The 24536-nt window shown below is 44.2% G+C and carries 27 protein-coding genes; 18 read left to right on the top strand and 9 right to left on the bottom strand.

Features of this window, described 5'->3' with window-relative positions:
• Nucleotides 1–395: 395 nt before the first annotated feature.
• Nucleotides 396–1397 carry an RluA family pseudouridine synthase gene (locus MRK00_10925; protein MDR4517884.1) on the top strand — a complete coding sequence of 334 codons (1002 nt, stop codon included), beginning with the start codon at nt 396–398 and terminating at the stop codon, nt 1395–1397.
• Nucleotides 1398–1466: 69 nt separating this feature from the next.
• Here MRK00_10925 and MRK00_10930 read toward each other — a convergent pair whose 3' ends face one another.
• Nucleotides 1467–2057, bottom strand: a complete 591-nt coding sequence (locus tag MRK00_10930; GenBank protein ID MDR4517885.1) for an arylesterase — start codon at nt 2055–2057, stop codon at nt 1467–1469.
• An 82-nt stretch (nt 2058–2139) separates the two neighbouring features.
• Between MRK00_10930 and MRK00_10935 the strand changes: the two genes are divergently transcribed.
• Nucleotides 2140–2826 (top strand): ABC transporter ATP-binding protein, encoded by a 687-nt coding sequence (locus MRK00_10935; GenBank protein MDR4517886.1) that lies wholly within the window; start codon nt 2140–2142, stop codon nt 2824–2826.
• 126 nt (nt 2827–2952) lie between these two features.
• Here the strand turns inward: MRK00_10935 and murA are convergent, their stop codons facing one another.
• Nucleotides 2953–4230 (bottom strand): UDP-N-acetylglucosamine 1-carboxyvinyltransferase, encoded by a 1278-nt coding sequence (gene murA, locus MRK00_10940; protein MDR4517887.1) that lies wholly within the window; start codon nt 4228–4230, stop codon nt 2953–2955.
• 461 nt (nt 4231–4691) lie between these two features.
• On the opposite strand from murA, the gene MRK00_10945 reads away from it, so the two are divergent.
• The 9 genes from MRK00_10945 to rng all read left to right on the top strand — a co-directional run bounded on the left by MRK00_10945 (nt 4692) and on the right by rng (nt 14302).
• Nucleotides 4692–4868 (top strand): hypothetical protein, encoded by a 177-nt coding sequence (locus tag MRK00_10945; GenBank protein ID MDR4517888.1) that lies wholly within the window; start codon nt 4692–4694, stop codon nt 4866–4868.
• A gap of 172 nt (nt 4869–5040) precedes the next feature.
• Complete coding sequence (locus MRK00_10950; GenBank protein MDR4517889.1) at nt 5041–5430, top strand: RidA family protein; 390 nt, start codon at nt 5041–5043, stop codon at nt 5428–5430.
• Nucleotides 5431–5549: 119 nt separating this feature from the next.
• Nucleotides 5550–7571, top strand: a complete 2022-nt coding sequence (gene recG, locus MRK00_10955; GenBank protein MDR4517890.1) for an ATP-dependent DNA helicase RecG — start codon at nt 5550–5552, stop codon at nt 7569–7571.
• Nucleotides 7572–7837: 266 nt separating this feature from the next.
• Nucleotides 7838–8326: a chorismate lyase gene (locus MRK00_10960; GenBank protein ID MDR4517891.1), complete on the top strand. Its 489-nt coding sequence runs from the start codon at nt 7838–7840 to the stop codon at nt 8324–8326.
• Between the two features lie 50 nt (nt 8327–8376).
• Nucleotides 8377–9201: a 4-hydroxybenzoate octaprenyltransferase gene (gene ubiA, locus MRK00_10965; protein ID MDR4517892.1), complete on the top strand. Its 825-nt coding sequence runs from the start codon at nt 8377–8379 to the stop codon at nt 9199–9201.
• Between the two features lie 9 nt (nt 9202–9210).
• Nucleotides 9211–10674, top strand: coding sequence for a 4-hydroxy-3-polyprenylbenzoate decarboxylase (gene ubiD / locus MRK00_10970; GenBank protein ID MDR4517893.1), 1464 nt, complete (start codon nt 9211–9213; stop codon nt 10672–10674).
• A gap of 955 nt (nt 10675–11629) precedes the next feature.
• Complete coding sequence (gene rlmH, locus MRK00_10975; GenBank protein ID MDR4517894.1) at nt 11630–12100, top strand: 23S rRNA (pseudouridine(1915)-N(3))-methyltransferase RlmH; 471 nt, start codon at nt 11630–11632, stop codon at nt 12098–12100.
• A 53-nt stretch (nt 12101–12153) separates the two neighbouring features.
• Nucleotides 12154–12777 carry a Maf family nucleotide pyrophosphatase gene (locus MRK00_10980; GenBank protein ID MDR4517895.1) on the top strand — a complete coding sequence of 208 codons (624 nt, stop codon included), beginning with the start codon at nt 12154–12156 and terminating at the stop codon, nt 12775–12777.
• A 70-nt stretch (nt 12778–12847) separates the two neighbouring features.
• Nucleotides 12848–14302, top strand: a complete 1455-nt coding sequence (rng, locus tag MRK00_10985) for a ribonuclease G (GenBank protein ID MDR4517896.1) — start codon at nt 12848–12850, stop codon at nt 14300–14302.
• A gap of 49 nt (nt 14303–14351) precedes the next feature.
• On the opposite strand, the gene MRK00_10990 is transcribed toward rng, so the two are convergent.
• The 5 genes from MRK00_10990 to MRK00_11010 all read right to left on the bottom strand — a co-directional run bounded on the left by MRK00_10990 (nt 14352) and on the right by MRK00_11010 (nt 19057).
• The gene (locus MRK00_10990; GenBank protein ID MDR4517897.1) at nt 14352–15593 is read right to left on the bottom strand and encodes a protein phosphatase CheZ; all 1242 of its coding nucleotides are present in this window, start codon (nt 15591–15593) and stop codon (nt 14352–14354) included.
• 45 nt (nt 15594–15638) lie between these two features.
• Nucleotides 15639–16040 (bottom strand): chemotaxis response regulator CheY, encoded by a 402-nt coding sequence (gene cheY, locus MRK00_10995; protein ID MDR4517898.1) that lies wholly within the window; start codon nt 16038–16040, stop codon nt 15639–15641.
• Between the two features lie 195 nt (nt 16041–16235).
• Nucleotides 16236–17132 (bottom strand): DMT family transporter, encoded by an 897-nt coding sequence (locus tag MRK00_11000; GenBank protein MDR4517899.1) that lies wholly within the window; start codon nt 17130–17132, stop codon nt 16236–16238.
• Nucleotides 17133–17249: 117 nt separating this feature from the next.
• Nucleotides 17250–18338: an alkene reductase gene (locus tag MRK00_11005; GenBank protein ID MDR4517900.1), complete on the bottom strand. Its 1089-nt coding sequence runs from the start codon at nt 18336–18338 to the stop codon at nt 17250–17252.
• A gap of 26 nt (nt 18339–18364) precedes the next feature.
• A complete protein-coding gene (locus MRK00_11010) occupies nt 18365–19057 on the bottom strand; it encodes a YceH family protein (GenBank protein ID MDR4517901.1) in 693 nt (230 codons plus the stop codon).
• 186 nt (nt 19058–19243) lie between these two features.
• Between MRK00_11010 and MRK00_11015 the strand changes: the two genes are divergently transcribed.
• From MRK00_11015 to MRK00_11030, 4 genes are all read left to right on the top strand, one after another.
• Nucleotides 19244–20470: a type II secretion system F family protein gene (locus MRK00_11015; GenBank protein ID MDR4517902.1), complete on the top strand. Its 1227-nt coding sequence runs from the start codon at nt 19244–19246 to the stop codon at nt 20468–20470.
• Nucleotides 20471–20571: 101 nt separating this feature from the next.
• Nucleotides 20572–21432, top strand: coding sequence for an A24 family peptidase (locus MRK00_11020; GenBank protein MDR4517903.1), 861 nt, complete (start codon nt 20572–20574; stop codon nt 21430–21432).
• Nucleotides 21433–21435: 3 nt separating this feature from the next.
• On the top strand, nt 21436–22053 hold the full coding sequence (gene coaE / locus MRK00_11025) for a dephospho-CoA kinase (protein ID MDR4517904.1): 618 nt from the start codon (nt 21436–21438) through the stop codon (nt 22051–22053).
• 325 nt (nt 22054–22378) lie between these two features.
• Nucleotides 22379–22798, top strand: a complete 420-nt coding sequence (locus MRK00_11030) for a septal ring lytic transglycosylase RlpA family protein (protein ID MDR4517905.1) — start codon at nt 22379–22381, stop codon at nt 22796–22798.
• Nucleotides 22799–22993: 195 nt separating this feature from the next.
• Here the strand turns inward: MRK00_11030 and MRK00_11035 are convergent, their stop codons facing one another.
• A complete protein-coding gene (locus MRK00_11035) occupies nt 22994–23281 on the bottom strand; it encodes a HigA family addiction module antitoxin (GenBank protein ID MDR4517906.1) in 288 nt (95 codons plus the stop codon).
• Between the two features lie 11 nt (nt 23282–23292).
• Entirely contained in the window at nt 23293–23574 is a 282-nt protein-coding gene (locus MRK00_11040) for a type II toxin-antitoxin system RelE/ParE family toxin (GenBank protein MDR4517907.1), read from the bottom strand.
• Nucleotides 23575–23821: 247 nt separating this feature from the next.
• Here MRK00_11040 and MRK00_11045 point away from each other — a divergent pair, with 247 nt between their 5' ends.
• The 3 genes from MRK00_11045 to MRK00_11055 are packed head-to-tail and all read left to right on the top strand — an operon-like array spanning nt 23822 to nt 24454.
• Nucleotides 23822–24172, top strand: a complete 351-nt coding sequence (locus MRK00_11045) for a hypothetical protein (protein MDR4517908.1) — start codon at nt 23822–23824, stop codon at nt 24170–24172.
• On the top strand, nt 24147–24308 hold the full coding sequence (locus tag MRK00_11050) for a hypothetical protein (GenBank protein ID MDR4517909.1): 162 nt from the start codon (nt 24147–24149) through the stop codon (nt 24306–24308). The genes MRK00_11045 and MRK00_11050 overlap by 26 nt, the downstream gene beginning before the upstream one ends.
• Nucleotides 24305–24454 carry a hypothetical protein gene (locus tag MRK00_11055; GenBank protein MDR4517910.1) on the top strand — a complete coding sequence of 50 codons (150 nt, stop codon included), beginning with the start codon at nt 24305–24307 and terminating at the stop codon, nt 24452–24454. Before MRK00_11050 ends, MRK00_11055 begins: the two co-directional genes overlap by 4 nt.
• The last annotated feature ends 82 nt before the right edge of the window (nt 24455–24536 follow it).

Below are 24536 nucleotides of genomic sequence, written 5' to 3' on the forward strand. Positions count from 1 at the left end.
ACACAAGTCAATTGATAAATTTTCAAAAACATAATTGAGATGACGTAATTTAGGGTCGGTTTGTAATTTATAATTTTTATAGACAATTTTTTATGTTAAAAATTCTAGTTTTTATATTTTTGATGTGTTTGGTTTGTTAATGCTCGAATATTACTCTCATTTATTGTAGATAAACAAGTAAATAAGTTCATGAATTTTGCTATTATTAGATATTGTTTTAAAAGATAGTTAATTGTTTTGGATTGTATTTTTTCCAGAACTTCCTGGGAAGTTCTCAGACAGGAAACTCTGAATCGAGAACTTCATCTGAGAATTCATTTTACAAACGAATTAAGTATATATTGAACTGCATAGTGGGAATTATAGGTAAAACTCGGCATATAGGCAAAAGAAATCTGTTGAATGCATCGGTTGTTTTGGAAAATATCAGTGAAGATGGAGACAATCAACGGATTGATAATTTTTTCTTTAAACGTTTCAAAAATGTGCCAAAAAGCCATATCTATCAGTTGCTGCGCAGCGGACAAGTGCGCGTCAATGGCAAGCGTGTCAATTTTCAGTATCGTCTGCAGTTGGGCGATGTTTTGCGGATTCCGCCCGTCAAGACACCCGTCACGAAACAAATACCACAACAATCGATTCCGCAGTCAAGACAGTATTCATTTGACATAATTTTTGAAGATGATGCATTGCTGGTCATAGATAAACCGTCCGGACAGGCTGTGCATGGCGGGAGCGGTATCAGCTTTGGCGTCATTGAACAATTACGCGCACAAAAACCCGATCTCAAGTTTCTTGAGCTGGTTCATCGATTGGACCGGGACACTTCGGGAGTATTGTTGCTGGCAAAAAAACGAGCTGCGCTGGTTGAGTTGCACCAGCAGATCCGCGCTGGTCAGACTGGAAAGCATTATCAGGTTATGGTAAAAGGCAGCTGGTCAAATGTTCGGCAAAATGTCAAGTTTCCGCTTATAAAATATGTTACTGCAGAAGGCGAAAGGCGTGTTATGGTTGCAACCCATCAATCACGATCCGATAAGCAGGGATGTAAAGTAATGGCTTCTCATACCGTGTTTAGCCGTATTAAGGCATGGCAAGATTACAGTTTGCTGGATGCTGAACTTAAAACAGGCCGCACGCATCAGATCCGCGTTCATCTGGCGCATTTGGGTTTTCCGATTGTTGGTGATGACAAGTATGGGGATTTTGCATTAAACCGGCAGCTCGCAAAAAACCAAGGTAAAACGCGATCAATTCCATATTTAACGAGAATGTTTTTGCATGCAAGCAGCATCCAGTTTGAACACCCGTTGAGTGGACTGCGGATGAGGCTGACGGCTCCGTTGCCGACTGATTTGCAAGCATTCATTGATCATCTCGAACAGATTGAACATTAGAAACCTTGGCCGGTCACAATGTCAATTGTGCATCAATGCGGTTTGTTGAGACGTTTCAACGGGTAAATTTCAATGCTCTGAATTGATTGCCGCCATGTCGTCTTGAATCATCGTATGCAAAACATGCCAGACATTTTCAACAATTTTTTCTTGAGCCGGGATTGTTGGATGGATGCCGTCGGGCTGGAAAAATTCATGGTTTTCTCCAAAACCTTCCATTAAAAATGGAATTAGGCGTATTTGATAGCGTTCAGCAAGCAGCGGATAAATATTCTTGAACTTTTGCGTGTAGGTCATGCCATAATTGGGCGGTAGTTGCATGCCGACAAGCAGTACTGATGCGTTGTATTGCTGACAGATTTTAATAATGGCTTCAAGGTTTTCGTAAATTGTCTTGATTGCTGAACCACGCAGGCCGTCATTGGCGCCTAAGCCAAGGATAACAATATCGGGACGGTGTGTTTTTAGCGCCTGTTCAATCCTGCCGCGTCCGCCAAACGTTGTTTCGCCACTGATGCTGGTGTTTACAACCTGAAAAAAAGGAGAAAGTGACTGCAGCCGATGCGTTAGCACGTTAACCCATCCGGCTTCAGTGGGTATGCCATAATTTGCTGACAGGCTGTCTCCAAATACCATGATGGTTGTCGTTCTGGTTGTCATCAGTTGTGCGGTTGCCGCTGTTGTGGTGGATATGGCGGATATTGCCAGTAAAAAGAAAATTTTAATTGCTAGGAAATTTTTCATGGGTGTAAGTAATTCTGTAATAAAACCGATTCTGTGGACAAATGCACTCACTAAGCGTGTAAGTACCGGTGATGAAGAACTCACTATTCTAAAAGACATCGATTTCGAAGTGAATGCCGGTGAAGCAATTGCAATTGTCGGTGCATCAGGCTCGGGCAAATCGACTTTGTTAGGGCTTCTTGCTGGATTGGATACACCGACGTCAGGTAAAGTTCATCTGGATGGAACGGATATTTTTGCCCTTGATGAAGATAGCCGGGCTGCTTTGCGCGGAAAGCGCCTCGGTTTTGTCTTTCAGTCGTTTCAGTTGCTTCCCGCATTGACCGCGATAGAGAACGTCATGTTGCCGCTCGAGCTCACGGGTAACAGTTCCGCCGGAACAACCGCGCAGAGATTTCTGGAACGTGTTGGCCTTAAACTGCGTCTGCACCATTACCCGAAACAACTCTCGGGCGGTGAGCAGCAGCGTGTGGCGATTGCGCGCGCCTTTGCAACAGACCCTAAATTAATGCTGGCCGATGAGCCGACAGGTAATCTCGATTCCGTCACCGGAAAGCAGATTATCGAATTGATGTTTGAACTCAATCGTGAACACGGGACTACTCTGGTATTGGTTACGCACGACGAAAATCTGTCGCAGCGCTGCTCACGCCAGATCCGGCTGGTCGATGGCATGTTGGCCTGAATCGTTCATTCCAGGGAGTTTAACAGTGCAGTGCCTATGGACGCTGCGGTGTCCTTATGGCAATAGAACGGTTTCCTGTGAGACACATCCTGCCATGTAAGCTGATAAGCGTTCTGAAAATGGCTGTCATATGGATAGCGTGCTTGCACGTTCAATTTTGGCGCCCAGATGAGAGAGTTTTTCTTCTATCGATTCATAGCCGCGATCAAGATGGTAAATGCGGTCAATAACTGTCTCGCCTTGCGCAACCAATCCTGCAATGACAAGGCTGGCCGAGGCGCGCAAATCGGTTGCCATAACATTGGCGCCATCAAGTTGGGAAGTGCCACGGATAATCGCCGTATGTCCCTCTACCTTGATATCCGCATTCATGCGTTTTAATTCCTGAACATGCATCAGGCGGTTTTCAAAAATAGTCTCTGTGATTACGGCAGTGCCGTCGGCAATGCAATTCAATGACATGAATTGCGCTTGCATATCGGTGGGGAAAGCCGGGTAGGGTGCTGTTCGCAAAGTAATTGACCGGGGTCTTTTGTTCATCTTTAAATGAATCCAATGTTCACCGGTCATGATTTCAGCGCCGCATTCCATCAGTTTATCAAGCACAGCGTCCAGAAGGCGGGCATCTGTATCCTTTAATAAGACGTCACCTGTTGTGGCGCAGACTGCGGCCAGGAATGTGCCTGTTTCGATACGGTCAGGCATGACAGTATATTCGGTGCCCCGCAAAGCGGATACACCTTCAACGGTGATGATGTCGCTGCCCGCACCCTTGATTCTGGCGCCCATTGCAATCAGGCAATTGGCCAAATCGATAACTTCCGGTTCTCGCGCCGCGTTTTCAATAATCGTAGTGCCTTGTGCGAGCGTTGCCGCCATTATCAGGTTTTCTGTTCCGGTGACCGTGACAAGATCCATAATAATCCGTGCGCCGTGCAGTTTTTTGGCAACAGCATGAATATAACCGTGTTGAATCGAAATTTCAGCGCCCATCGCTTCCAGGCCTTTGATATGCTGATCGACCGGCCGCATGCCGATAGCGCAGCCGCCCGGCAGGGATATGTTTGCCTCGCCCGCGCGTGCCAACAATGGCCCAAGTAAAAGAATAGCCGCACGCATTGTTTTAACCATTTCATAGGACGCTGTCAGATCGGTCAGATTTGCAGCGGACAATATCACGTCACTGGGATTTCCGGCCTGTACTTTGACACCCATTTGAGCGAGCAGTGACAGCATGGTAGTGACATCCATTAAACGGGGCACATTATTAATCTTGAGTGATTCTTCGGTGAGTAATGAAGCGCACAGGATAGGTAACGCAGCATTTTTTGCACCTGAAATGCGGATCTCTCCGTGTAGCGGGTTTCCACCTCGGATAATCAATTTTGGTTTTGATTCATGCATAGGAACAACTTAAACGAATATGTTAAATTAATGACGGGTAATTATATCTGAGCAGGTTATTTTCTATAGATGTCTTTGGTATAAATTGTATTATACATATAATATATTGATTATAGACGTGTTTTGACGCAGTGAAAGGTTGCTTCGAGCTGTCCGGAAATAGTGATCGTAGCGAGGAAACAATTTTGAGACAGATTTCTTGAATATTTGAGGCGAATAGTTGTCCTATTTTAACGAAAATAATCGGGAAATATGGTCAAAATAGCTTTTCCACAGGAGAGCAATCTATTTTCGGGCAACCTTCTCGGGTCATCACAATATACGATGCGATCAATATCGGATAAAAATTGTTTTTTTTGCTGATACATTGGGATGAAATAAAATCTGCTCGCTCGGACTACGTCTTAGTACGCTAAGAATTGGGTACTGAGAATTCCACACTGATTTATAAGGGCCTAGAAATGACACATCATTCCCGGACACCTCAGGAAGATAATCCCGAAACACAGGAATTTGAAAAAAAATGGTGGCCTGGTTTCGGCCTGGACAAAACGGCGGCGAATGGTGAAGCCTGGTTTGAACCCGGAGAAAAAATAAGTACGGGCAAGCGAAGGAAATTGGTGAATATGCCCGTTTGATAGAAACGCCCGTCAAAGTCAAGAATCAACATGCTTCGTCTTTGATGAATTGGCTGTTGCAGAAATAAGGTGAAAAATAATGAATATAAACCGTCTGATGACGGCCACCGCTCAATAATGGTAAGCTGGCACATTCAATTATTTGCGATATTTTTAAATTTAAGGAGATTGTATGAGCAAACAAATTATTCAAACCCAGCACGCACCTCAGGCGATCGGCACCTATTCGCAGGCGGTGAAGATCAGCGGCGGCGAGACGGTATACATGTCCGGGCAGATCGGGCTGGACGCTTCAACCATGCAGATGGTCAACGGCATCGATGCGCAAATACAACAGGTATTTCTTAACCTGAAAGCAGTTGCGACGGCCAGTGGCGGCAGTTTGAATGATATTGTAAAGCTGAACATTTTTCTGACCGATCTCGATCATTTTGCCCTGGTTAACGAAATCATGGCGACTTATTTCGATCAACCCTATCCGGCGCGCGCGGCCATAGGCGTCAAAGCATTGCCTCGCGGCGCATTGGTCGAAATGGATGCCGTCATGGTCATACAAGGATAGAACCTACAAAAATGATGCAATACTTTGTTCAAAACGTTGCACCATAAATTGAAACGAATGTGTCCGGCCACACTGTTACACCCAGGACATCCATCAAGGCATTGACACCCGGCCAGAAGATGCAGGAAAAGCTGCTGCGGCTGGGTATACGCAGTGAGATGGATCTGATACTGCATTTGCCTATCCGTTATGAGGATGAAACGCATTTGTTTCCCATCGATCAAGCGCCGCAAGGCAGGGTGGTGCAGGTTGAAGGCACCATCGTCGATCATGAAGTTATGACGAAACCCAGGCGTCAGTTCGTGTGCCGTGTAGCGGATAACAGCGGCATATTGGTGATGCGCTTGCTGAATTTTTATGGCAGCCAGATTAAGGCATATGCCCCCGGAATGCGGGTGCGGCTGCTCGGTGAAGTGCGGCACGGTTTTTTTGGTGCGGAAATGGTGCATCCGAAATGCCGCGTCGTCGCGGAAGATGAGCCATTGGCGGTTGCCATGACGCCGGTCTATTCCATTACTGCAGGATTGTCGCAAAAGATGCTGGGAAAACTGATTCATCAGGTTTTGAACAATCCATTGCTTGCTTCGTTACTGGATGAAACGATACCCGAAAAAATCGTCAGGACAAACCAGTTACCCGGATTCAAACAAAGCATACTGTCTTTGCATTATCCGCCACCGGACACCCGGATTGATCTGCTGCAGACGCGATCGCATCCGGCCTGGCAACGGATTAAATTCGACGAGTTACTCGCGCAACAGCTTTCAATGCGCCTGCATTATCGCCAGCGGCGCAGCCTGACGGCTCCGAAATTACTGCAAAAGAAAACGCTGCAGAAAGCATTCAAGGCGCAACTGGCATTCACGCTGACAACAGCGCAGGAAAGCGTGATCACTGAAATCAGCCGTGATCTGGCATCGCAGCATCCGATGCAGCGGTTGTTGCAAGGCGATGTCGGCAGCGGCAAGACGATTGTGGCGGCAATGGCTGCGTTACAGGCCATTGAGAATGGTTATCAGGCGGCCATTATGGCGCCGACCGAGATTCTGGCCGAACAGCACTTCCAGAAAATGGTCGCCTGGTTTGAACCGCTGGATATCCAGGTGGCCTGGTTGTCGGGCAGCCAGAAGAAAAAAGAACGGCGGGCGGTATTATCGGCCATTGAATCGGGTGCAGCCATGCTGGCGATTGGAACGCATGCGCTGTTTCAGGAGCAAGTCAGTTTTCATCAGTTGGGCCTGGCAATTATCGATGAACAGCATCGTTTTGGCGTGCACCAGCGGTTGGCGCTGCGTATGAAAGGCATGCATGCCGATACCCTGCCGCACCAGCTGATGATGAGCGCGACGCCGATTCCGCGCACGCTGTCGATGAGTTATTTTGCCGATCTGGATGTGTCGATTATCGATGAATTGCCGCCGGGCAGATCGCCGGTGGTGACCAAGCTGGTTGCCGACAGCCGCCGCGATGAAGTGGTAGCGCGCATACAGCAGGCCTGCAGGCAGGGTAAACAGGTTTACTGGGTGTGTCCGTTGATTGAAGAATCGGAAACATTGCAGTTACAAACAGCTGTGGAAACCTGTGACAGTCTGAATCGGACTTTTCCGGAGTTAAGCGTTGGACTGGTGCACGGACGAATGTCGGCACAGGAAAAGACTGAAATTATGATGCGCTTTAAACTCGGGGAAGTCCAGTTGCTGGTGGCGACTACAGTGATAGAAGTCGGTGTGGATGTGCCAAATGCGTCATTGATGGTGATTGAGAATGCCGAGCGCATGGGGCTGTCGCAACTGCATCAGTTGCGCGGGCGTGTTGGCCGTGGCGTTGACGCCAGTGTTTGCATACTCATGTACCAGAAACCTTTGTCAGAAATTGCACGAAAACGGCTAAAAATTATTTTTGAGCATACCGACGGATTTGAAATCGCGCGTCGGGATTTGCACCTGCGCGGACCGGGTGAGTTTCTGGGCGCGCGTCAGAGTGGTATCCCGTTATTGCGTTTCGCCGATCTGGAACAGGATGGCGCGTTATTGGAAGCAGCGCAGGCCGTGGCCGATGAATTGCTCAATGATTATCCGCAATGGGCGCAGCGCCATGTGCAGCGCTGGCTGGGAGATAAAACGGAATACCTGCGTGTTTGAATAGAACATTCGGATACTGTGCAAGACATTGTTTTGGGATATGGGTTTTGTCAATTTTCGTGTACAGACTATTGTATAATGCCTAGCTTTATTTAAGGCCAATAACGTGCTTTGACTGATCAACCTGATTTAAATGACATTATCTTGTTCTATTGTCCTGAATCCGTATCATTGGCATGCGGTAACTTTGGTGGCTTATCGTGGATAAACTAAATACTGCGCATCCACTGGCGTGGCTTCCGGCATTAAGTGTCATTTCTCCCCGAATGCGTTACTGGCTGCAGGACCGTGGATCGCTCACTCGCCGCATTCAGGAGCGTTGTGCGCAGTTTTACGTTGAACCTGTGTTTCAGGAACTTGCGCGCGTAAATGGTGACGAGTTGATTAAAATGAGACTGCGTCCGGATGAATTGGCGGTAGTGCGGGAAGTTTACTTGTACTGCTGCGACAAACCGGTCGTATTTGCGCATTCGGTTGTACAGCGCAAGAACCTGCGTGGCGCATGGCGCAGTTTGAATGGCCTTGGTAACCGGTCGTTAGGCAGTATGCTGTTCACCAACCCCAGAATAAAACGCACGCCGCTCGAATTCAAAAAAGTCCGCAGGGGACATTTTTTATTTGACCGTGCTGTGTTGCGATTGAAGGACAAACCAACTCACCTATGGGCAAGACGATCGCTGTTTACTTTGCAAGGTCAATCGATTCTGGTGACTGAAGTATTTTTACCTGATATCCTGGATTTAACGTTGTTATGATTTCCGCCCAATCCGGCCAAACAAACCGATTCATACTTTATGTGCGCCTGATGAGGCTGGACAAGCCCATCGGCATTTTACTGCTGCTGTGGCCGATGCTGTGGGGGCTGTGGTTTGCGGCGCAGGGTTTCCCCGATTGGCATGTTTTGTTTATTTTTGTCATGGGCACCATTTTGATGCGTTCAGCCGGTTGCGTGATGAATGATTTCGCTGACCGTAAAATAGATCCGCATGTCGAACGTACTAAAGCCAGACCGATGGCGGCCGGGCTGGTCAGTTCCAAAGAAGCGCTGCTGCTCGCTGCGGGTTTGAGTCTTGTTGCATTTATCCTGATATTGCCGCTCAATCTGTTGACAATAGCGCTTTCGGTGCCTGCATTGTTTCTGGCGACTTCCTACCCGTTTACCAAACGGTTTTTCGCCATGCCGCAGGCGTATCTGGGCATTGCATTCAGTTTTGGCATTCCGATGGCATTCGCTGCGCAGACAAATGCGCTGCCTTCGATCATCTGGATATTGATGCTGGCTAATCTTTTCTGGGTAATCGCGTATGACACCGCGTATGCGATTGTTGACAAGCCGGACGATCTGAAAATCGGTATCAAGACATCCGCCATTACTTTCGGGCGTTTTGATGTGGCTGGCGTGATGATTTGCCATGCCTTGTTTATCGCCATTATGATTTATATCGGACAACTGCAGGCCATGGGTATGGCGTATTACGCCGGATTGTTGATTGCTGTGGGTTTGATGGGCTATCAATATACCCTGATTCGCGACCGCGACCGGGCGCTGTGCTTTAAAGCATTTCTGCACAACAATTATGTCGGCATGGTGGTGTTTATCGGTATTGCGTTCGATTTTCTGATTCGGTAACCAGATACCATGAAATATAAAGACCTGCGTGATTTTATCGCACAACTCGAAGCCATCGGCGAACTCAAGCGTATTTCTGTTGAAGTCGATCCCAGACTCGAAATGACTGAAATCTGCGATCGTATTCTGAAAGCCGAGGGGCCTGCGGTTCTATTTGAAAAGCCCAAAGGTCATGCCATGCCGGTGCTTGGCAACCTGTTCGGCACGCCGAAACGGGTTGCGATGGGCATGGGGCAGGCGTCCGTTGAAGCGTTGCGCGAAGTCGGCAAGCTGCTGGCCTATTTGAAAGAACCCGATCCGCCGAAGGGACTGAAAGATGCCTGGGCAAAACTGCCGGTACTTAAACAGGTCTTGAACATGGCGCCCAAAGTGTTGACTAGCGCGCCGTGTCAGGAGATCGTCTGGGAAGGCGATCAGGTTGATCTCGGTAAAATACCCATTCAAACTTGCTGGCCAGGCGATATTGCGCCGCTGATCACCTGGGGACTGACGGTGACGCGCGGGCCGAACAAAACCCGCCAGAATCTCGGCATTTACCGCCAGCAGGTGATTGCACCGAATAAAGTCATCATGCGCTGGCTCGCACATCGCGGCGGCGCGCTTGATTTCCGCGAATTCTGCCTGAAAAATCCCGGCCAACCGTATCCCATCGCCGTGGCATTGGGTGCTGATCCGGCGACGATACTCGGCGCGGTAACACCCGTTCCGGACACCTTGAGCGAATACCAGTTTGCCGGGCTCCTGCGCGGTTCCAAAACGGAAGTGATTAAATGCATCGGCAACGATCTGCAGGTGCCCGCGAGCGCTGAAATCGTGCTCGAAGGCGCGATCTATCCAGACGAAACCGCGCTCGAAGGCCCGTACGGCGACCATACCGGCTACTATAACGAACAGGAAACCTTTCCTGTCTTTACCATCGAGCGCATTACGATGCGGCGCGATCCGATTTATCATTCCACCTACACCGGCAAACCGCCCGACGAGCCTGCAATTCTCGGTGTCGCGTTAAACGAAGTGTTTGTGCCATTGCTGCAAAAACAATTTCCCGAAATCACCGACTTCTACCTGCCGCCCGAAGGCTGTTCGTACCGCATGGCAGTGGTGAGCATGAAAAAACAATACGCCGGACACAGCAAGCGCGTGATGTTCGGCATTTGGAGCTTTCTGCGCCAATTCATGTATACCAAATTCATTATCGTCACCGACGATGACGTCAACATCCGCGATTGGAAAGAAGTTATCTGGGTCATCACCACCCGCGTCGATCCCGCACGCGACACGCTCATTGTCGAGAACACCCCGATCGACTACCTCGATTTCGCTAGCCCGATCTCAGGCCTCGGCGGGAAAATGGGACTCGATGCCACCAACAAATGGCCAGGAGAGACCAACCGTGAATGGGGAACGCCGATTGTGATGGATGAGGCAATAAAAGAACGGATTGATAATCTGTGGATAAATTTGGGGTTGTAATCAACAGGGCGATCTACTGAGATTGAGTGATTGATCAAGCCCAACTCGTTTAATTTTTTTACTCTTTTATAGTTAAGTCCAATTAATAAATCAATGAAAAATCGCTAGTTTTTCCAACAGATGTGGCGATTGCTACAAATGGACTTCCCAGTCTTATGCGAGAAGAAGCTGTCACAGTCTTATCGTGAAGGAGAAAAAATTCCTCCAATCCATATCAATGGAGTTTGGTATGCCAAAACTCAACAAATCAGTAAAATGCTAGGATTAAGAATTTAAGAAGATTGGGGTTGCGAAGAAAATTGGCAAAATTAGAGTCGCCACATTCAACCTTCAAATGCACCATAAGCTAGCCTAAACATTTCGTAGGGAGTTTTGTAATTCAGACATTTTCGTGGACGATTGTTGATTAATTTTTCGATACGATTAATTTCAGCAGTTGTGATTTTGTTAGAGTCAGTGTTTTGGTAAATATCACCTGATTAAACCGTTCACCTGTTCTACTGAACCTTTTTCCCAGCTATGGTATGGCTCGCAGAAATAAGACTGAATGCCCAGTTTTTCATTGATTTCCTGATGCAGCACATTCTCGGAGCCGTTGCTGTAAGTAATGCTTTTAAGCAGTCTATCAGGGTGCCGGGATAATCAACGAATAGCCGCTGATTTTGTTTCCTGTACCGTTTTGTTCTTCATTAATGAAATTTCTTCAGGCGCTTGAATTTTGAATACGGGAAAGAAATAACCCTTTTCTTTGCACTGCGCCTTGTTGCAAAACACCACGATAGGGTTGTACCCGGCATTATCAAGTTGAAAGAGTGCTAGCGCTATTGATCAATTATGTGATTCCGGTTCTATAATTCTCTGTGTGTAAATAATGAAACTGTTAGATATTGGGATAATTTCAGCCTTGGTTTCATAGTATAGTATTAGATGTTTTATTTTTTGTAGATAGGTTTATATGAAGTTCTATATCCTGGCCGTGGGGAATAAGATGCCAAATTGGATTAATACTGCATTCTCCGAATACGAGAAACGTCTTTTCCAAGAGACCAGAATTCATTTGCTCGAAATCAAGCCTGAGAAGAGAATCGGCAGTAAGAATAAAGAACAAATACTATTAGCCGAAAGTCAACGGATAAAAGAGGCACTACCTTCCGGGTGTCGGCATATTGTATTGGACGAGCATGGCAAGCATTGGACAACGGCAGAACTAGCCAATAATATACGGAAATGGATGCAAGAAGGTGGAGATGTTGCTTTCATTATTGGGGGTGCGGATGGATTGCATGGTGAAATTAAAACATCAACCAAAGATATTTTTTCACTTTCCAGACTAACTTTTCCTCATGCGCTGGTTCGGGTACTATTGATAGAGCAATTGTATCGTGCTGTATCATTGATCAAGAATCATCCGTATCATCGCATATAATGTCAGAACAAGAAATTTCATTTTAAAATCATTATTCCGAGATTACTCACACTATGGCTTTCCCTGAAAACCGGATCTACCTCGCATCACGTAGTTTACGCAGGCGCGAATTGCTTAAGCAAATAGGGGTAAAATACAAAATTCTTCTGATGCGCGAAACCTTGAGTCGACCAAACGATATTGATGAAACACCGCTACAAAATGAATCACCTAACGATTATGTTTATCGCATAACCAACACAAAGGCAGAAGCAGGCTGGTTGCGTTTGACACAACGACAGTTGCCGCTATTACCCATCCTGGTAGCAGATACGGTTGTCTCGCTGGATGGATGTATTTTAGGAAAGCCAAAAAATCAAGCGCATGCAGAGGAAATGCTGACTTCTCTTTCTGGTCGCTCACATCAGGTGCTAACAGCCATTGGTGTTGTGTATAAAAATGAGATTCAAATCAGACTGTCAACAACAACTGTTCGTTTTCGTGAGATAACCCCGCAAGAAATGCGCTACTGCATCAGTTATGACAAGGCATATGATAAGGCGGGCGCTTATGCTATTCAAGGCCTAGCCGCTGCTTTTATAGTTGAAATTTGCGGCAGTTACAGTGGTGTTAAAGGTTTGCCTTTATTTGAAACATCACAGTTATTGGAAGAAGTGGGAATAGAAATATTTAAGTAAAATCATCTGCTTTTGCACGTAAATCCAACCATTAAGCCCGCGCATTCGTTTCGAGTTGCATTAATCTTTTATGGATAACGAAATTCTGATCAACATCACGCCCCAAGAAACACGAGTAGCTATACTGGAACAAGGTGTTACCCAAGAGTTGCATATTGAACGAACAAGCTGCTGTGGTATTGTTGGCAATATTTATAATGGACGTGTTAGTCGTGTTCTGCCTGGCATGCAATCGGCTTTCATCGATATAGGGCTTGAGCGTGCTGCTTTCTTGCATGTGGCTGATATATGGGAATCCAGCCATAATGGCGAATTGGCGAAACCGATCGAAAAATTACTTTTTGAGGGTAATAACATTCTTGTTCAGGTCGTCAAAGATGCCATTGGACTGAAAGGTGCACGCCTGTCTACTCAAATCAGTCTTGCAGGGAGAATGCTGGTATATCTTCCGCAAGAATCTCATATTGGAATTTCACAACGAATTGAAGACGATGAAGAACGTGAACTGTTACGCCAGAAATTAATGCATGTTTTGCCAGACAACGAGACAGGTGGCTACATCATTCGAACAATGGCAGAAGCAGCTGATGAGGATGATCTTCGCGCGGACATCGAGTATCTGCATAAGCTATGGCGGGATATACAAGAAACCGCTTTAACAGTTGCAGCTCCTGTATTGTTATATCAAGACCTGGATCTAAGTCACAGGGTGCTGCGCGATTTTGTAAATAAAAGTACTTCACATATACAAGTAGATTCTCGCGAGAACTATCAACGTTTGGCCGAATTTGCACGCAGTTATATGCCCAATATGGCTGATCGTATAACATTGTATACGGGTGAGCGCCCTTTGTTCGACCTTTATGGGGTTGAGGACGAAATTCAGAAATCACTGGCTAAACGTGTTAATTTGAAATCGGGTGGATATGTCATCATAGACCAGACTGAAGCGCTAACGACCATGGATGTTAATACGGGTGGTTTTGTCGGTGTACGTAATTTTGATGACACCATCTTTAAAACGAATCTAGAAGCTGCCCAGGTAATTGCCCGACAACTTCGTTTGCGTAATATTGGCGGTATTATCATTGTCGACTTCATCGATATGGATTCTGATGAACATAAGAATGCTGTGCTAAGAGAATTCAAAAAGGCACTCTCAAAAGATCGAACTCGAATGACTGTCAATGATTTCAGTCCACTAGGGCTCGTCGAAATGACACGCAAACGGATGCGAGAAAGTCTTTCGCATATACTTTGTGAATCTTGTCCAACTTGTGGCGGACGTGGAGAGATAAGAACTGCACAAACGATTTGCTATGAAATTCTGCGCGAATTATTACGTGAATCCCGACAATTTAATGCGAATGAATTTCGAATTCTCGCGTCTCAGCAAGTCATTGATTTATTTCTTGATGAAGAATCCCAGAGTCTTGCGCAATTGGGCGATTTTATTGCCAAACCAATCAGCCTGCAAGTTGAAGAAACCTATTCTCAAGAACAATATGATGTGATCATCATGTGAGCAAAAACCAACTTAATTATTGGTTTTTGCTCACATTGTCTGTAAAAAATCAGAAGCCCAAGCTGGCTAAAAGATCGTCCACCTGGTCTTGATTGTTTAAGGTATCCGGCGATTTTTCGGGATTAACTACCGGGCCATTCATTAATCCTTCCTCTGAAGCTAGTGGTTTATTAGTAGGCGGAACATTGGCAAGTAATAGCTGAACAAGATCATGCTCAAGTCGTTGCACCATATATGTAATTTTTTTAATTACTTGTCCCGTTAAATCCTGAAAATCCTGTGCCATCATAATTTCCATTAATTGTGCATTTGTTGCATCAGCTTGTTCGGGTATTTTGTCAATATAACTGAGCGTTTCAATAAGCAGCAGTTTGAATTTTTCGGTATCCGGTTGTTCTTTTTGTTCTTCAAATGCTTTCACCCATTTTTCTGATAACTGAGTTGCTTCTATAGAAAGCTTTTCCTGAATTGGCATCGCTATTTCAGTCGCATTTAAGGTTCTGTCTGCCGCCTGTTCGGTCTTGCTCGCTACATAGGAAAGTTTATCCTGCGCTTCAGGCACTTCGGATGCAAACGATTGTAGCCTTTTATCATACCCAAGTTCACGAAGACTGTTATGTAAATTTCTTGTCAAATGACCTACCTGATCAATAATTTTTTTATCTACAGGGTTATCCTTTGCAATCGCCTCATCTGAGACATTTTCTTCTAGTGTTTTTTCAACAGTTGAGTGTGTTATTTCTTCAACCGCGTCCATGAGCACATTGTCAGGAATTGGAACAAGACCAGCATTATTCTGTAGTGTTTCAGTTGATTCTTCACATCCTTGTCGGTCATTCGTATCCTGAGATACATTCACAGCAGAAGTTATCGCTTCAACTTCGTTGGCCACTTCTGCAGTAGTCATCTCGTCAATTTCAGGAATCTCTAAATGGTTACGGCTGTCTTGATTAGCCATAAGCTCCCCGCATTTATTGGAAATACTATGCTGCATGACGCAATCCAGTTCTGAATTATCAACTGAGTCCGACATTTCTTCTGTCGAATTTGTAATTATCGTTTCAGCACTTTCCATTTCCATATGGTTGTCTTTGTTTTTTTTAGTTGGGTCTTCAATGCCAGCATCTTGTAGCAAACTATCTCGCTTGGCTTGAAACTCTGCTGAATTTGCTTGTTCTTCTGCTATTCCCATTTCAGCAATTCTAGCCAACTCCATAAAATCAGATTCATCAAGTGTCTTTTTAGAAGATTGCATATCAATTTCTTCCCGAATAAGAGAATCGGTATTCATTTGTAGACTCACTGGTTCGTTATAAACTGGATGCCAAAATAAATTTTAGGCCGAAACTTTACTTTCCATATTCTGGAAAATTTTATTTAATTTTTCATCAAGAATAGCAGCAGTGAATGGTTTTACAATATAGCCACTTGCGCCAGCCTGTGCGGCTGCTATGATATTTTCTTTTTTGGCTTCGGCAGTCACCATTAGCACCGGTATTTTGCGCAGTCTTTCATCTGCCCGCACTGTTTGTAACATTGTAAGTCCATCCATGTTCGGCATGTTCCAATCAGACACTACAAAATCATAGTTGCCGTCTTGAAGTTTTCGTAGTGCTACAGCACCATCCTCGGCTTCGTCAACATTTATAAAACCTAATTCCTTCAATAAATTACGAACAATTCTACGCATTGTGGAAAAATCATCCACTACCAAGAATTTTAGATTTTTATCTGGCATTCTGTGCTCCAATTAAACTCAGTTTCAAACAAATACAAAAAATACTCATTATTAATGAATCGTCGCGATGGAAGTCATATCCATGTTCCACTTAACGGCGGTATATTAAAAAACTTAATTAAATTGTCATCTAATTTACCTGAACGAATTCTGAATGAAAGTTGTAAAAATCGCTTTTTATAATTCAATGTAGTGTTATGCTGAAAATGGATACAATTTTGTGGAAAACAAACTTGCAGAAATAATCATTACACCACCGGCCAATTCGCGCCACGTTAGTATCTCGTTTGCAAGTATGTAAGCAGCTGCAGTGGCAATTACCAATTCAAACATTAAAAAAATAATGGCGCGATTTGCCGGAATATATGTAAGGCCATATTGGATGACAACACTCAAAATAAACATTAATATTCCGACAGCGAGCAAGATCAACCACGCTTGTAGTGTGATTTCTGGAATGTTCAGTGGTGAAGCTAAAATGATACTGCACCCAAGTCCAACTAGAGTTGCACCGAGCCAAATCGCGATTGATTTCAACTGAATGGAATGGGATTGGTCCTTACGAATAAGAACATTGACTAACGCAAACATTATACCGCCCAACAATCCCATCCAGTCACCAAAAGTAGCAGGCAGTGGAATATGTGTTTCCGGTTGCCAAAGCATAACTATCGCACCCAGTACCGTGAGGACCATCACGGCATAACCAGACACACTTAACTTTTCATCTAACAAGAATCTGGCAAAGAAAATTGTCCATAGCGGCGCCAAGTAGAATAACAACAATACACGAACTATTTCCCCAAAAATTACAGCCAGAATGTAAGCGATGTTCGCCCAACCAGCAAAAAAGCATATCCAAAATAGTAAATGTGCATTGCCGTTGAAGATAACGTTGTAATAGATATGTCTTCGGAACAAAATCAGTCCGATTAGTAAAGCGATAAAATAGGTAATGGTAGTGGTAATTTCACCGCTGATTCCAGCATTTTCCAATACTCGAATCGGGTACCATACTAATCCCCAGATAAAAGCACCAAATAATAATGCTGCTATTGGTAGAAATTGACTTGTATTGTGTTGGGTTAACACGGTTCTGAGGTTACAGTATGAAAACGACTTCCACCCAATCGAGTAGTATGTCTCATGCTTTATAAATGGAGTCGTTGAATGTTACACCTCAAAAGCTGTCTCTACACGAGAATTGATTTAAGCATTTAGGAATTGGTAATCACTATAGCCTCTTTCATCACCACCATAAAAGGTTTCAGGATTTGGCTTGTTCAATGATGCTTTTTTAGCAAACCGCAATGGCAAATCAGGGTTTGCGATAAAAAGCCTGCCAAAAGCAACCATATCGGCTCCTCCGTTAGCCAGAATTGCATTTGCAGATTCCAAATCATAATTACCATTGGTTATCAAAATACTTTTCCAGATAAGTCGCAACTTGGCTAAGTCAAAAGCAGGGCCAGCTGCATCAGGAAATTCCTTGCCGATTTCAGTTATATGCAAATAAGCTAAATTAAACTGATTGAGTTGTTTTATCACAAAGCTGAATGTTTTCTCCGGGTCAGAATCATACATGCCATTAAACGGTTGCAAAGGCGATAAACGAATACCAACACGATTTCCACCCCATACAGAGCAAACTGCTTCGACAACTTCCAGCATCAACCGTGAACGCTTCTCAAGCGAACCGCCGTATGCATCACTCCGATGATTAGTGCCATCACGTAAAAATTGATCCAGTAAATATCCGTTTGCTCCATGAATTTCAACGCCATCAAAACCGGCTATCATTGCATTTTCAGCACCTTTGCGATACTGTTCGATAATAATTGGAATTTCATCCAATTTTAGTGCGTGGGGTGTTACAAAATCTTGATGTCCAGTGTAAGTAACCGCTTGTCCAACTGGTTTTATCGCAGAGGGAGCCAAAGGCAGAGCGCCATTCGGTTGCATGGAAGGATGTGAAACACGTCCAACATGCCACAATTGTAGAAACACATGACCATTCTTAGCGTGAATTGCTTCAGTTACACGCTGCCAACCGGATACCTGATCGGTGCTATAAATTCCGGGAGTGGAAGGATATCCTGCTCCTTCAGGCGAAATTTGCGATGCTTCGGTGATAATTAAACCTGCACCAGCACGTTGTGCATAATAATGTGCATTAAGAGTTGTTGGTACATTTCCCTTGCCAGCGCGACTGCGTGTCAAAGGCGCCATGACAACTCTGTTAGGTAGTTCACAAAACCCAAGTTGTATGTTAGATAAAACAGTACATGGTTTATTCATAACAAAATCACAGGATTTCTATTATTTTAAGAATTTATATCCAATCCCAACTGTGCTGAAAGATTTTCAACTATTTTTCGTAACGTTGCTACTTCGGTCTCTAAGCGGGCGATATCCGATTGCAATGCTTTAAATTCGTAATTTGACACAATATTATTAGCCTGATCTTTATGGGTTAAATGGGTATCTTCCTTAATTTTAGGCGTTCCTGAAAGCAGATGCATCCAGCGATTTTCTCGTGCTCCCAATTGGCGTGGCAACTTCACCACAAGACTTCCATCCGTTCTCTCAGCCAATTCCTCCAAAAAACTTTCAACCGATGAGATATCAGCAAATTTATGAAGCCGTTCACTGGTAATACGCAATTCACCTGCAGTTTGTGGTCCACGCAGCATTAATGACGCTATCAATGCAACTGACTGTGAGGGTATTTTTAGAACACGTTCAATATTATGTGAAAAGCGCGCCGTACGCCCGCCGCTTGACTCACCTACCAGCGACATCTGTTTCAAATTTTCTATTGCTTCCTCCACTTCTGTATGAGAAGCGTTGATAACGGGATCACGACTGGATTTTTGATTGCAACCAGAAATTAGTGCATTCAATGTCAAAGGATAAATATCTGGAACAGTATGTTGTTTCTCTGCCAGTACGCCTAATACGCGTGCCTCAAGTAACGACAGCACCGGAAGCAATAAATCTTCATCACTATATGTCATATCAAAAAATAGCTTAAGTGTAGCATTTTCTCGGGATTATAGGGTTTTCGCTTACCGGCGTCAGGAAAATATTGACACAGTACCTAAGTGATTTACCGCACTGTGCCGTTTACTCAACAATTGATCAGATCAATTCTGACTAGTTCTTGAATTTAATGTGAATATCCCCGGCTTTAAGGAGTAAATATGGGCGCTGTTACAGCACGTACAGAAAAGAAAGTTAAGGAAATTAATTTTTCATGGGAAGGTAAGGATAAAAACGGAAAGCAGGTTAAGGGTGAAATGCGCGCAGCCGGATCCGTGGTTGTTTCATCCACATTGCGCCGTCAAGGCATCAAAGTTACAAAAGTCAAAAAGGTCAATCAATCTGGTGGAAAAGTTACTGATAAAGACATAACACTTTTTACGCGCCAATTGGCTACCATGATGAAATCTGGCGTTCCGTTGCTGCAAGCATTTGATATCGTTGGAAAAGGTCATAGCAATCGAGCCATGAGCAAGTTGTTAATGGATATTAAAACCGATGTGGAAACGGGTACAAATTTAGCCGATGCGTTCCGAAAGTATCCGCTTTATTTTGACAACTTATTTTGCAATCTGGTTGGCGCTGGCGAAGCAGCAGGTATTCTAGATACCCTGCTTGATCGACTGGCAACCTATAAAGAGAAAATCCAGGCAATCAAAGGAAAAATCAAATCTGCGTTGTTTTATCCACTATCCATCATTGTCGTGGCCTTTGTAATTACCGCGGTCATGATGATTTTTGTTATCCCCTCATTTAAAGAGCTATTCGACGGATTTGGTGCTGATCTGCCAGCACCGACGCTGATCATTATGTCGATTTCCGATTTCTTTGTGGATTATTGGTGGGCTATTTTTGGATCCCTGGGTGGTAGTATCTATACCTTTCTTTATATTTGGAAACGTTCACCAGCCGTGCAGCGTGTTATGGATAGGCTGACGCTCAGGTTACCAATTTTTGGCGAAGTGATTCGCAAGGCAACCATTGCACGCTGGTCTCGAACGCTTTCTACAATGTTTGCCGCAGGCGTGCCACTCGTTGAATCACTTGATTCTGTTGCAGGCGCCGCCGGCAATTATGTTTATTATGAAGCCACCAAGAAAATTCAGGTCGAAGTTAGTACTGGTAATTCACTAACTTCGTCTATGACAGGCACGGAATTGTTTCCCCACATGGTGCTGCAAATGGTTGCCATTGGAGAAGAAGCCGGTTCACTGGATTCCATGTTAAGCAAAATAGCTGATTTTTTTGAAGCAGAAGTAGATGATGCAGTCGAAGCATTATCAAGTTTGATGGAACCGATGATTATGGTTGTGCTTGGCACTTTAATTGGCGGCATGGTTGTTGCCATGTATTTGCCAATCTTTAAAATGGGTATGGCAATCAATTAAGCACAGCAAAAAATTATAAAAATTTCTCTTTGCCTGCGGTCTGAGGTTAAAATCTGGGCTGCAGGTAAATTTACAATATTTAACGTATATTCAATATTGGCATGTCATTGATCACTCAGCTGCAGCAATCACCTTCATTCTTGATCACGTTCACTACAATTATTGGATTAATGGTGGGCAGTTTCCTCAATGTCGTCATTTACCGTCTGCCTAAAATGATGGAAAGAAGCTGGCATCAACAGTGCGCGGAATTTAGAGGTGAACCGGTTGAATCATTGCCGACATTTAATATTGTTACGCCCCGCTCGGCATGCCCGCTTTGCCATCATAAAATCGCTTTCTGGGAAAATATTCCCATCTTCAGTTATCTTGTGTTACGTGGTCGTTGTGTAGAATGTCACGCACCGATATCATTTCGTTATCCGCTTGTTGAAATTATTACCGGCATGATGAGTGGTTTTATTGCCTGGCATTTTGGTTTTGGTTTTTTGATGATAGCTGCGTTAATTTTTGTTTGGGCGCTCATCGCTTTGGCGGCTATTGATATCGATACGCAGTTACTGCCAGATGATATTACATTGCCATTGATGTGGTTGGGTTTACTTTACAATATGCATGATGGTTTTACGAATCTGCAATCCGCTGTTATTGGCGCAGTTGCAGGATATTTATCGTTGTGGATAATTTACTGGATATTCAAATTGGCTACCGGAAAGGAAGGCATGGGCTATGGTGATTTCAAACTGCTGGCTGCTATAGGCGCCTGGCTCGGATGGAGTTTATTACCGCTCGTTATACTCTTGTCATCACTGGTTGGTGCAGTTGTCGGTGTTGGACTGATTATTGCAGCCAAACTCAACAAAAGCGTTATGATACCGTTTGGTCCTTACCTGGCGGGTGGTGCGCTGATCGCATTATTCTGGGGACAAGAGATCAACCATGCTTATTTTGGATTGTTCTGATCGGTGACATTTGTCGTTGGCCTAACAGGAGGAATCGGCAGCGGCAAATCCATCGCCAGTAAAATTTTTATGGATCTGGGTATCGATGTAATTGATACCGACCAGATTGCTCATGAGTTAACGCAACCTGATGGTGTTGCCATATCGCAAATATACGCCCAGTTTGGCGGTGAATTTATCACCGCCAATGGCGCGCTAGATAGAAAAAAAATGCGCCAATTGGTATTTGCCGACAACCACCAACGCACTAAGCTGGAAAACCTGTTGCACCCGCTTATTCTTAAAGAAACCGCTCGGCGCATCCACCAAAGTCACTCGCCTTATATAATTGTGGCTATTCCACTGTTATTCGAAACGGGAGATTACAATCATTTGATCCAACGTATTCTCGTCATCGACTGCGACGAGCACTTACAACTTGAACGCACCATTACGCGCAGCAAAATAAGCGCCGAAGAAGTTAAAGCCATCATGGCATCCCAAATCAGCCGCCAGAATCGTTTGCAAAAGGCAGACGATATTATAGTCAACAATAAAAATATCGATTTTCTAAAAGCTCAAATTACTAAACTACATAAGATTTACCTCGGTTTGTCAAAACAAAACAGTCTGAAACATTGAATAGTAGTAAGCTGTGTGTTAGAAATTAACTTGATTTGATTGCCTAACCTGTAGTAAAAAATAATTTACAGGTTAAATCAATATTATTGTTAAAACCAAAAAATAATCGGAGTTTAATTTAAACTCGATTTAAAAAAGCGAGCATTATTCTATGAATCTTATATCTACCAACAGAATTTTGAATACACAATATCAAACAAAACGACTGAATCCATCAATTCTATTGGATCCGCCTACTCAGTGGACTCATAAAGTTATTTTTGGAGTCATGCTTGTCTTAATTACCAGTCTATTTGTAGGGTGCACTACACCCTTCAGAGCGCCTATGCCGAAAACAACAACCATTCAGGCACCGCAAATACATGAAAATGTAAATGCGCCATATAACAGACCCTATACAGTGAGAGGCCAGAGATATCATCCAATACGTACAGCAGTTGGTTATAGCGAAACAGGTATTGCTTCATGGTATGGTTCGGAATCCGGCAATCGGACAGCTATGGGAACGCGGTTTAACCCACACGGTTTGACAGCAGCACATAAAACCTTACCATTGCCCACCAAAGTCAAGGTTACCAACCTGCGTAATGGACGCTCTGTTAATGTCGTTGTGAACGATCGCGGTCCTTTTAAGAAAAACAGGTTAATTGATTTATCCTATGGCGCAGCAAAAAAAATCGGTTTGGACAAACAAGGATTATCCAAGGTGAAAGTAGAGTATCTTGATGTATTGGCCACTAATTAGATCTTACTCATAACCTATAACATGTTAATCGGCATTGAGTTTTTTCCAGTAATCGGCAGGTTGGTAATTTTAGGAAATTTATTTAGAACAAGTGCTTGGAATTACTGACTGAAAAAAATAAACGCCTATTTGGTTCAAAAATTGGAAAATTTTTGATGCTTTTTGACAATCGTACGGTATAGATTTGATAACGCATTATTTTTGCGCAGATATTGGATTTATTGTTTCCGATATTTTCTTGCTGGCTATTTCGATATCATAGTTTGTCTGTAAATTGATCCAGAATTGCGGACTGTTGCCGAAATACAGGCCAAGCCTGATAGCAGTATCAGCACTAATACTGCGAACGCATTTAATGATTTCATTGATTCTACGTGCTGGCACGTGAATTTCTTTTGCAAGTCGGTATTGAGTAATTCCGTATTCTTCAATGAACTCGGCAAGATGTTCACCGGGGTGAATAGGTTCGGTTATTGTCGTCATTATTTAATCCTTTAATGGTAGTCAACTATCTCAACATCGTAAGCATCTCCATTTTCAAATCTGAAGCAGATGCGCCACTGGTGATTAATACGAATACTGTATTGTCCTTTGCGGTCACCGGAGAGTGATTCGAGGTTGTGAGAAGGTGGAATTCTCAAGTCATTAATCTCGTGGGCGGCATTGATTCTGTCGAGTCTCATTTTTACCCGTTTGGCAATTTCACTGGGAATTTTCTTGGAAAATATTCCTTTGTGTGCATGTTCCGTTTCTCTATTGTGATAGCTTTTAATCATGAATGTATATTAACGTAGTCCGTTAATAACATCAAAACATAATACTTCATTAGCTTAGTGAAACCACTTTTTTGTCCGGCATGCACTAAATTCAGTGCACTGAACACTGCGTACACACTTTATTTATTCCGGCATAATTCGGTAATTATTCCGGTTGCTATTCCGGTGTAATCCGGTATATATTCAGGTGTGATCAAAACTGACACTATCCCGCTTACCCACGAATTATTGGCCCTGTTATTCGAAATTGACGAGTTCAAGGGGCTGGCGTGCCCTTGGCACACTGGCACCAGATCAGCTAAAGGCTTTGCGCTGCATCGCAACGATTGTGAGTATCGGTTCTTCCAACCGTATCGAAGGAAGCAAACTCAGTGATCGTGAAGTGGAGCGTCTATTAGGTCGGCTGGAAATCAAAAAATTTGACACCCGTGATGAGCAAGAAGTTGCCGGTTATGCCGAAGTCATGGAGTCGATCTTCCAGGCCTGGCAAGACATTCCTGTCACCGAAAATCATATCAAGCAGCTCCACCGTGATCTTCTACGTTATAGCGAGAAAGACGAGCGGCATCGCGGTGAATACAAAACCCGTGCGCAATGATGTCGACACATTTGACGCTGATGGAAAAATGATCGGTGTTGTGTTCGAAACGGCGCCGCCTTTTGATACGCCACGCCGGATGATCGAGCTTGTTACTTGGCTGTGCTATGCCCGCGAAACCGGCAGCCGTGGATGATGTATTTTATTCGCGCTTTGCAGCAACAGAAGCGCCGGCGTGCCACGAAAGTGGAACGAGAGAAAAATGCCTTATCTGCTTTGTCGGACTTGGTTGTTAAAATCCAGGATTATGTGCAGGATCATGGGCCGTGTTACAACCCGTGACATGGTGCGCGAGACAGGGGCGAGCCCGCTCTGAAAGCTGGTAGCGAAAGGTTTCCTGGTTTTGCCATGGTGGTGGTCGCTC

Origin of the sequence: Nitrosomonas sp. (assembly GCA_031316255.1) — a bacterium.
Lineage (GTDB): Bacteria > Pseudomonadota > Gammaproteobacteria > Burkholderiales > Nitrosomonadaceae > Nitrosomonas.

What these genes read in the sequence shown, in the direction of transcription:
- MRK00_10930 (MDR4517885.1), bottom strand. Translation starts at nt 2,057, where the DNA reads ATGACAACCAGAACGACAACCATCATGGTATTTGGAGACAGCCTGTCA.
- MRK00_10935 (MDR4517886.1), top strand. Translation starts at nt 2,140, where the DNA reads ATGGGTGTAAGTAATTCTGTAATAAAACCGATTCTGTGGACAAATGCA.
- murA (MDR4517887.1), bottom strand. Translation starts at nt 4,230, where the DNA reads ATGCATGAATCAAAACCAAAATTGATTATCCGAGGTGGAAACCCGCTA.
- MRK00_10945 (MDR4517888.1), top strand. Translation starts at nt 4,692, where the DNA reads ATGACACATCATTCCCGGACACCTCAGGAAGATAATCCCGAAACACAG.
- MRK00_10950 (MDR4517889.1), top strand. Translation starts at nt 5,041, where the DNA reads ATGAGCAAACAAATTATTCAAACCCAGCACGCACCTCAGGCGATCGGC.
- recG (MDR4517890.1), top strand. Translation starts at nt 5,550, where the DNA reads ATGCAGGAAAAGCTGCTGCGGCTGGGTATACGCAGTGAGATGGATCTG.
- MRK00_10960 (MDR4517891.1), top strand. Translation starts at nt 7,838, where the DNA reads ATGCGTTACTGGCTGCAGGACCGTGGATCGCTCACTCGCCGCATTCAG.
- ubiA (MDR4517892.1), top strand. Translation starts at nt 8,377, where the DNA reads ATGAGGCTGGACAAGCCCATCGGCATTTTACTGCTGCTGTGGCCGATG.
- ubiD (MDR4517893.1), top strand. Translation starts at nt 9,211, where the DNA reads ATGAAATATAAAGACCTGCGTGATTTTATCGCACAACTCGAAGCCATC.
- rlmH (MDR4517894.1), top strand. Translation starts at nt 11,630, where the DNA reads ATGAAGTTCTATATCCTGGCCGTGGGGAATAAGATGCCAAATTGGATT.
- MRK00_10980 (MDR4517895.1), top strand. Translation starts at nt 12,154, where the DNA reads ATGGCTTTCCCTGAAAACCGGATCTACCTCGCATCACGTAGTTTACGC.
- rng (MDR4517896.1), top strand. Translation starts at nt 12,848, where the DNA reads ATGGATAACGAAATTCTGATCAACATCACGCCCCAAGAAACACGAGTA.
- MRK00_10990 (MDR4517897.1), bottom strand. Translation starts at nt 15,593, where the DNA reads ATGAATACCGATTCTCTTATTCGGGAAGAAATTGATATGCAATCTTCT.
- cheY (MDR4517898.1), bottom strand. Translation starts at nt 16,040, where the DNA reads ATGCCAGATAAAAATCTAAAATTCTTGGTAGTGGATGATTTTTCCACA.
- MRK00_11005 (MDR4517900.1), bottom strand. Translation starts at nt 18,338, where the DNA reads ATGAATAAACCATGTACTGTTTTATCTAACATACAACTTGGGTTTTGT.
- MRK00_11010 (MDR4517901.1), bottom strand. Translation starts at nt 19,057, where the DNA reads ATGACATATAGTGATGAAGATTTATTGCTTCCGGTGCTGTCGTTACTT.
- MRK00_11015 (MDR4517902.1), top strand. Translation starts at nt 19,244, where the DNA reads ATGGGCGCTGTTACAGCACGTACAGAAAAGAAAGTTAAGGAAATTAAT.
- MRK00_11020 (MDR4517903.1), top strand. Translation starts at nt 20,572, where the DNA reads ATGTCATTGATCACTCAGCTGCAGCAATCACCTTCATTCTTGATCACG.
- MRK00_11030 (MDR4517905.1), top strand. Translation starts at nt 22,379, where the DNA reads ATGCCGAAAACAACAACCATTCAGGCACCGCAAATACATGAAAATGTA.
- MRK00_11035 (MDR4517906.1), bottom strand. Translation starts at nt 23,281, where the DNA reads ATGACGACAATAACCGAACCTATTCACCCCGGTGAACATCTTGCCGAG.
- MRK00_11040 (MDR4517907.1), bottom strand. Translation starts at nt 23,574, where the DNA reads ATGATTAAAAGCTATCACAATAGAGAAACGGAACATGCACACAAAGGA.
- MRK00_11055 (MDR4517910.1), top strand. Translation starts at nt 24,305, where the DNA reads ATGATGTATTTTATTCGCGCTTTGCAGCAACAGAAGCGCCGGCGTGCC.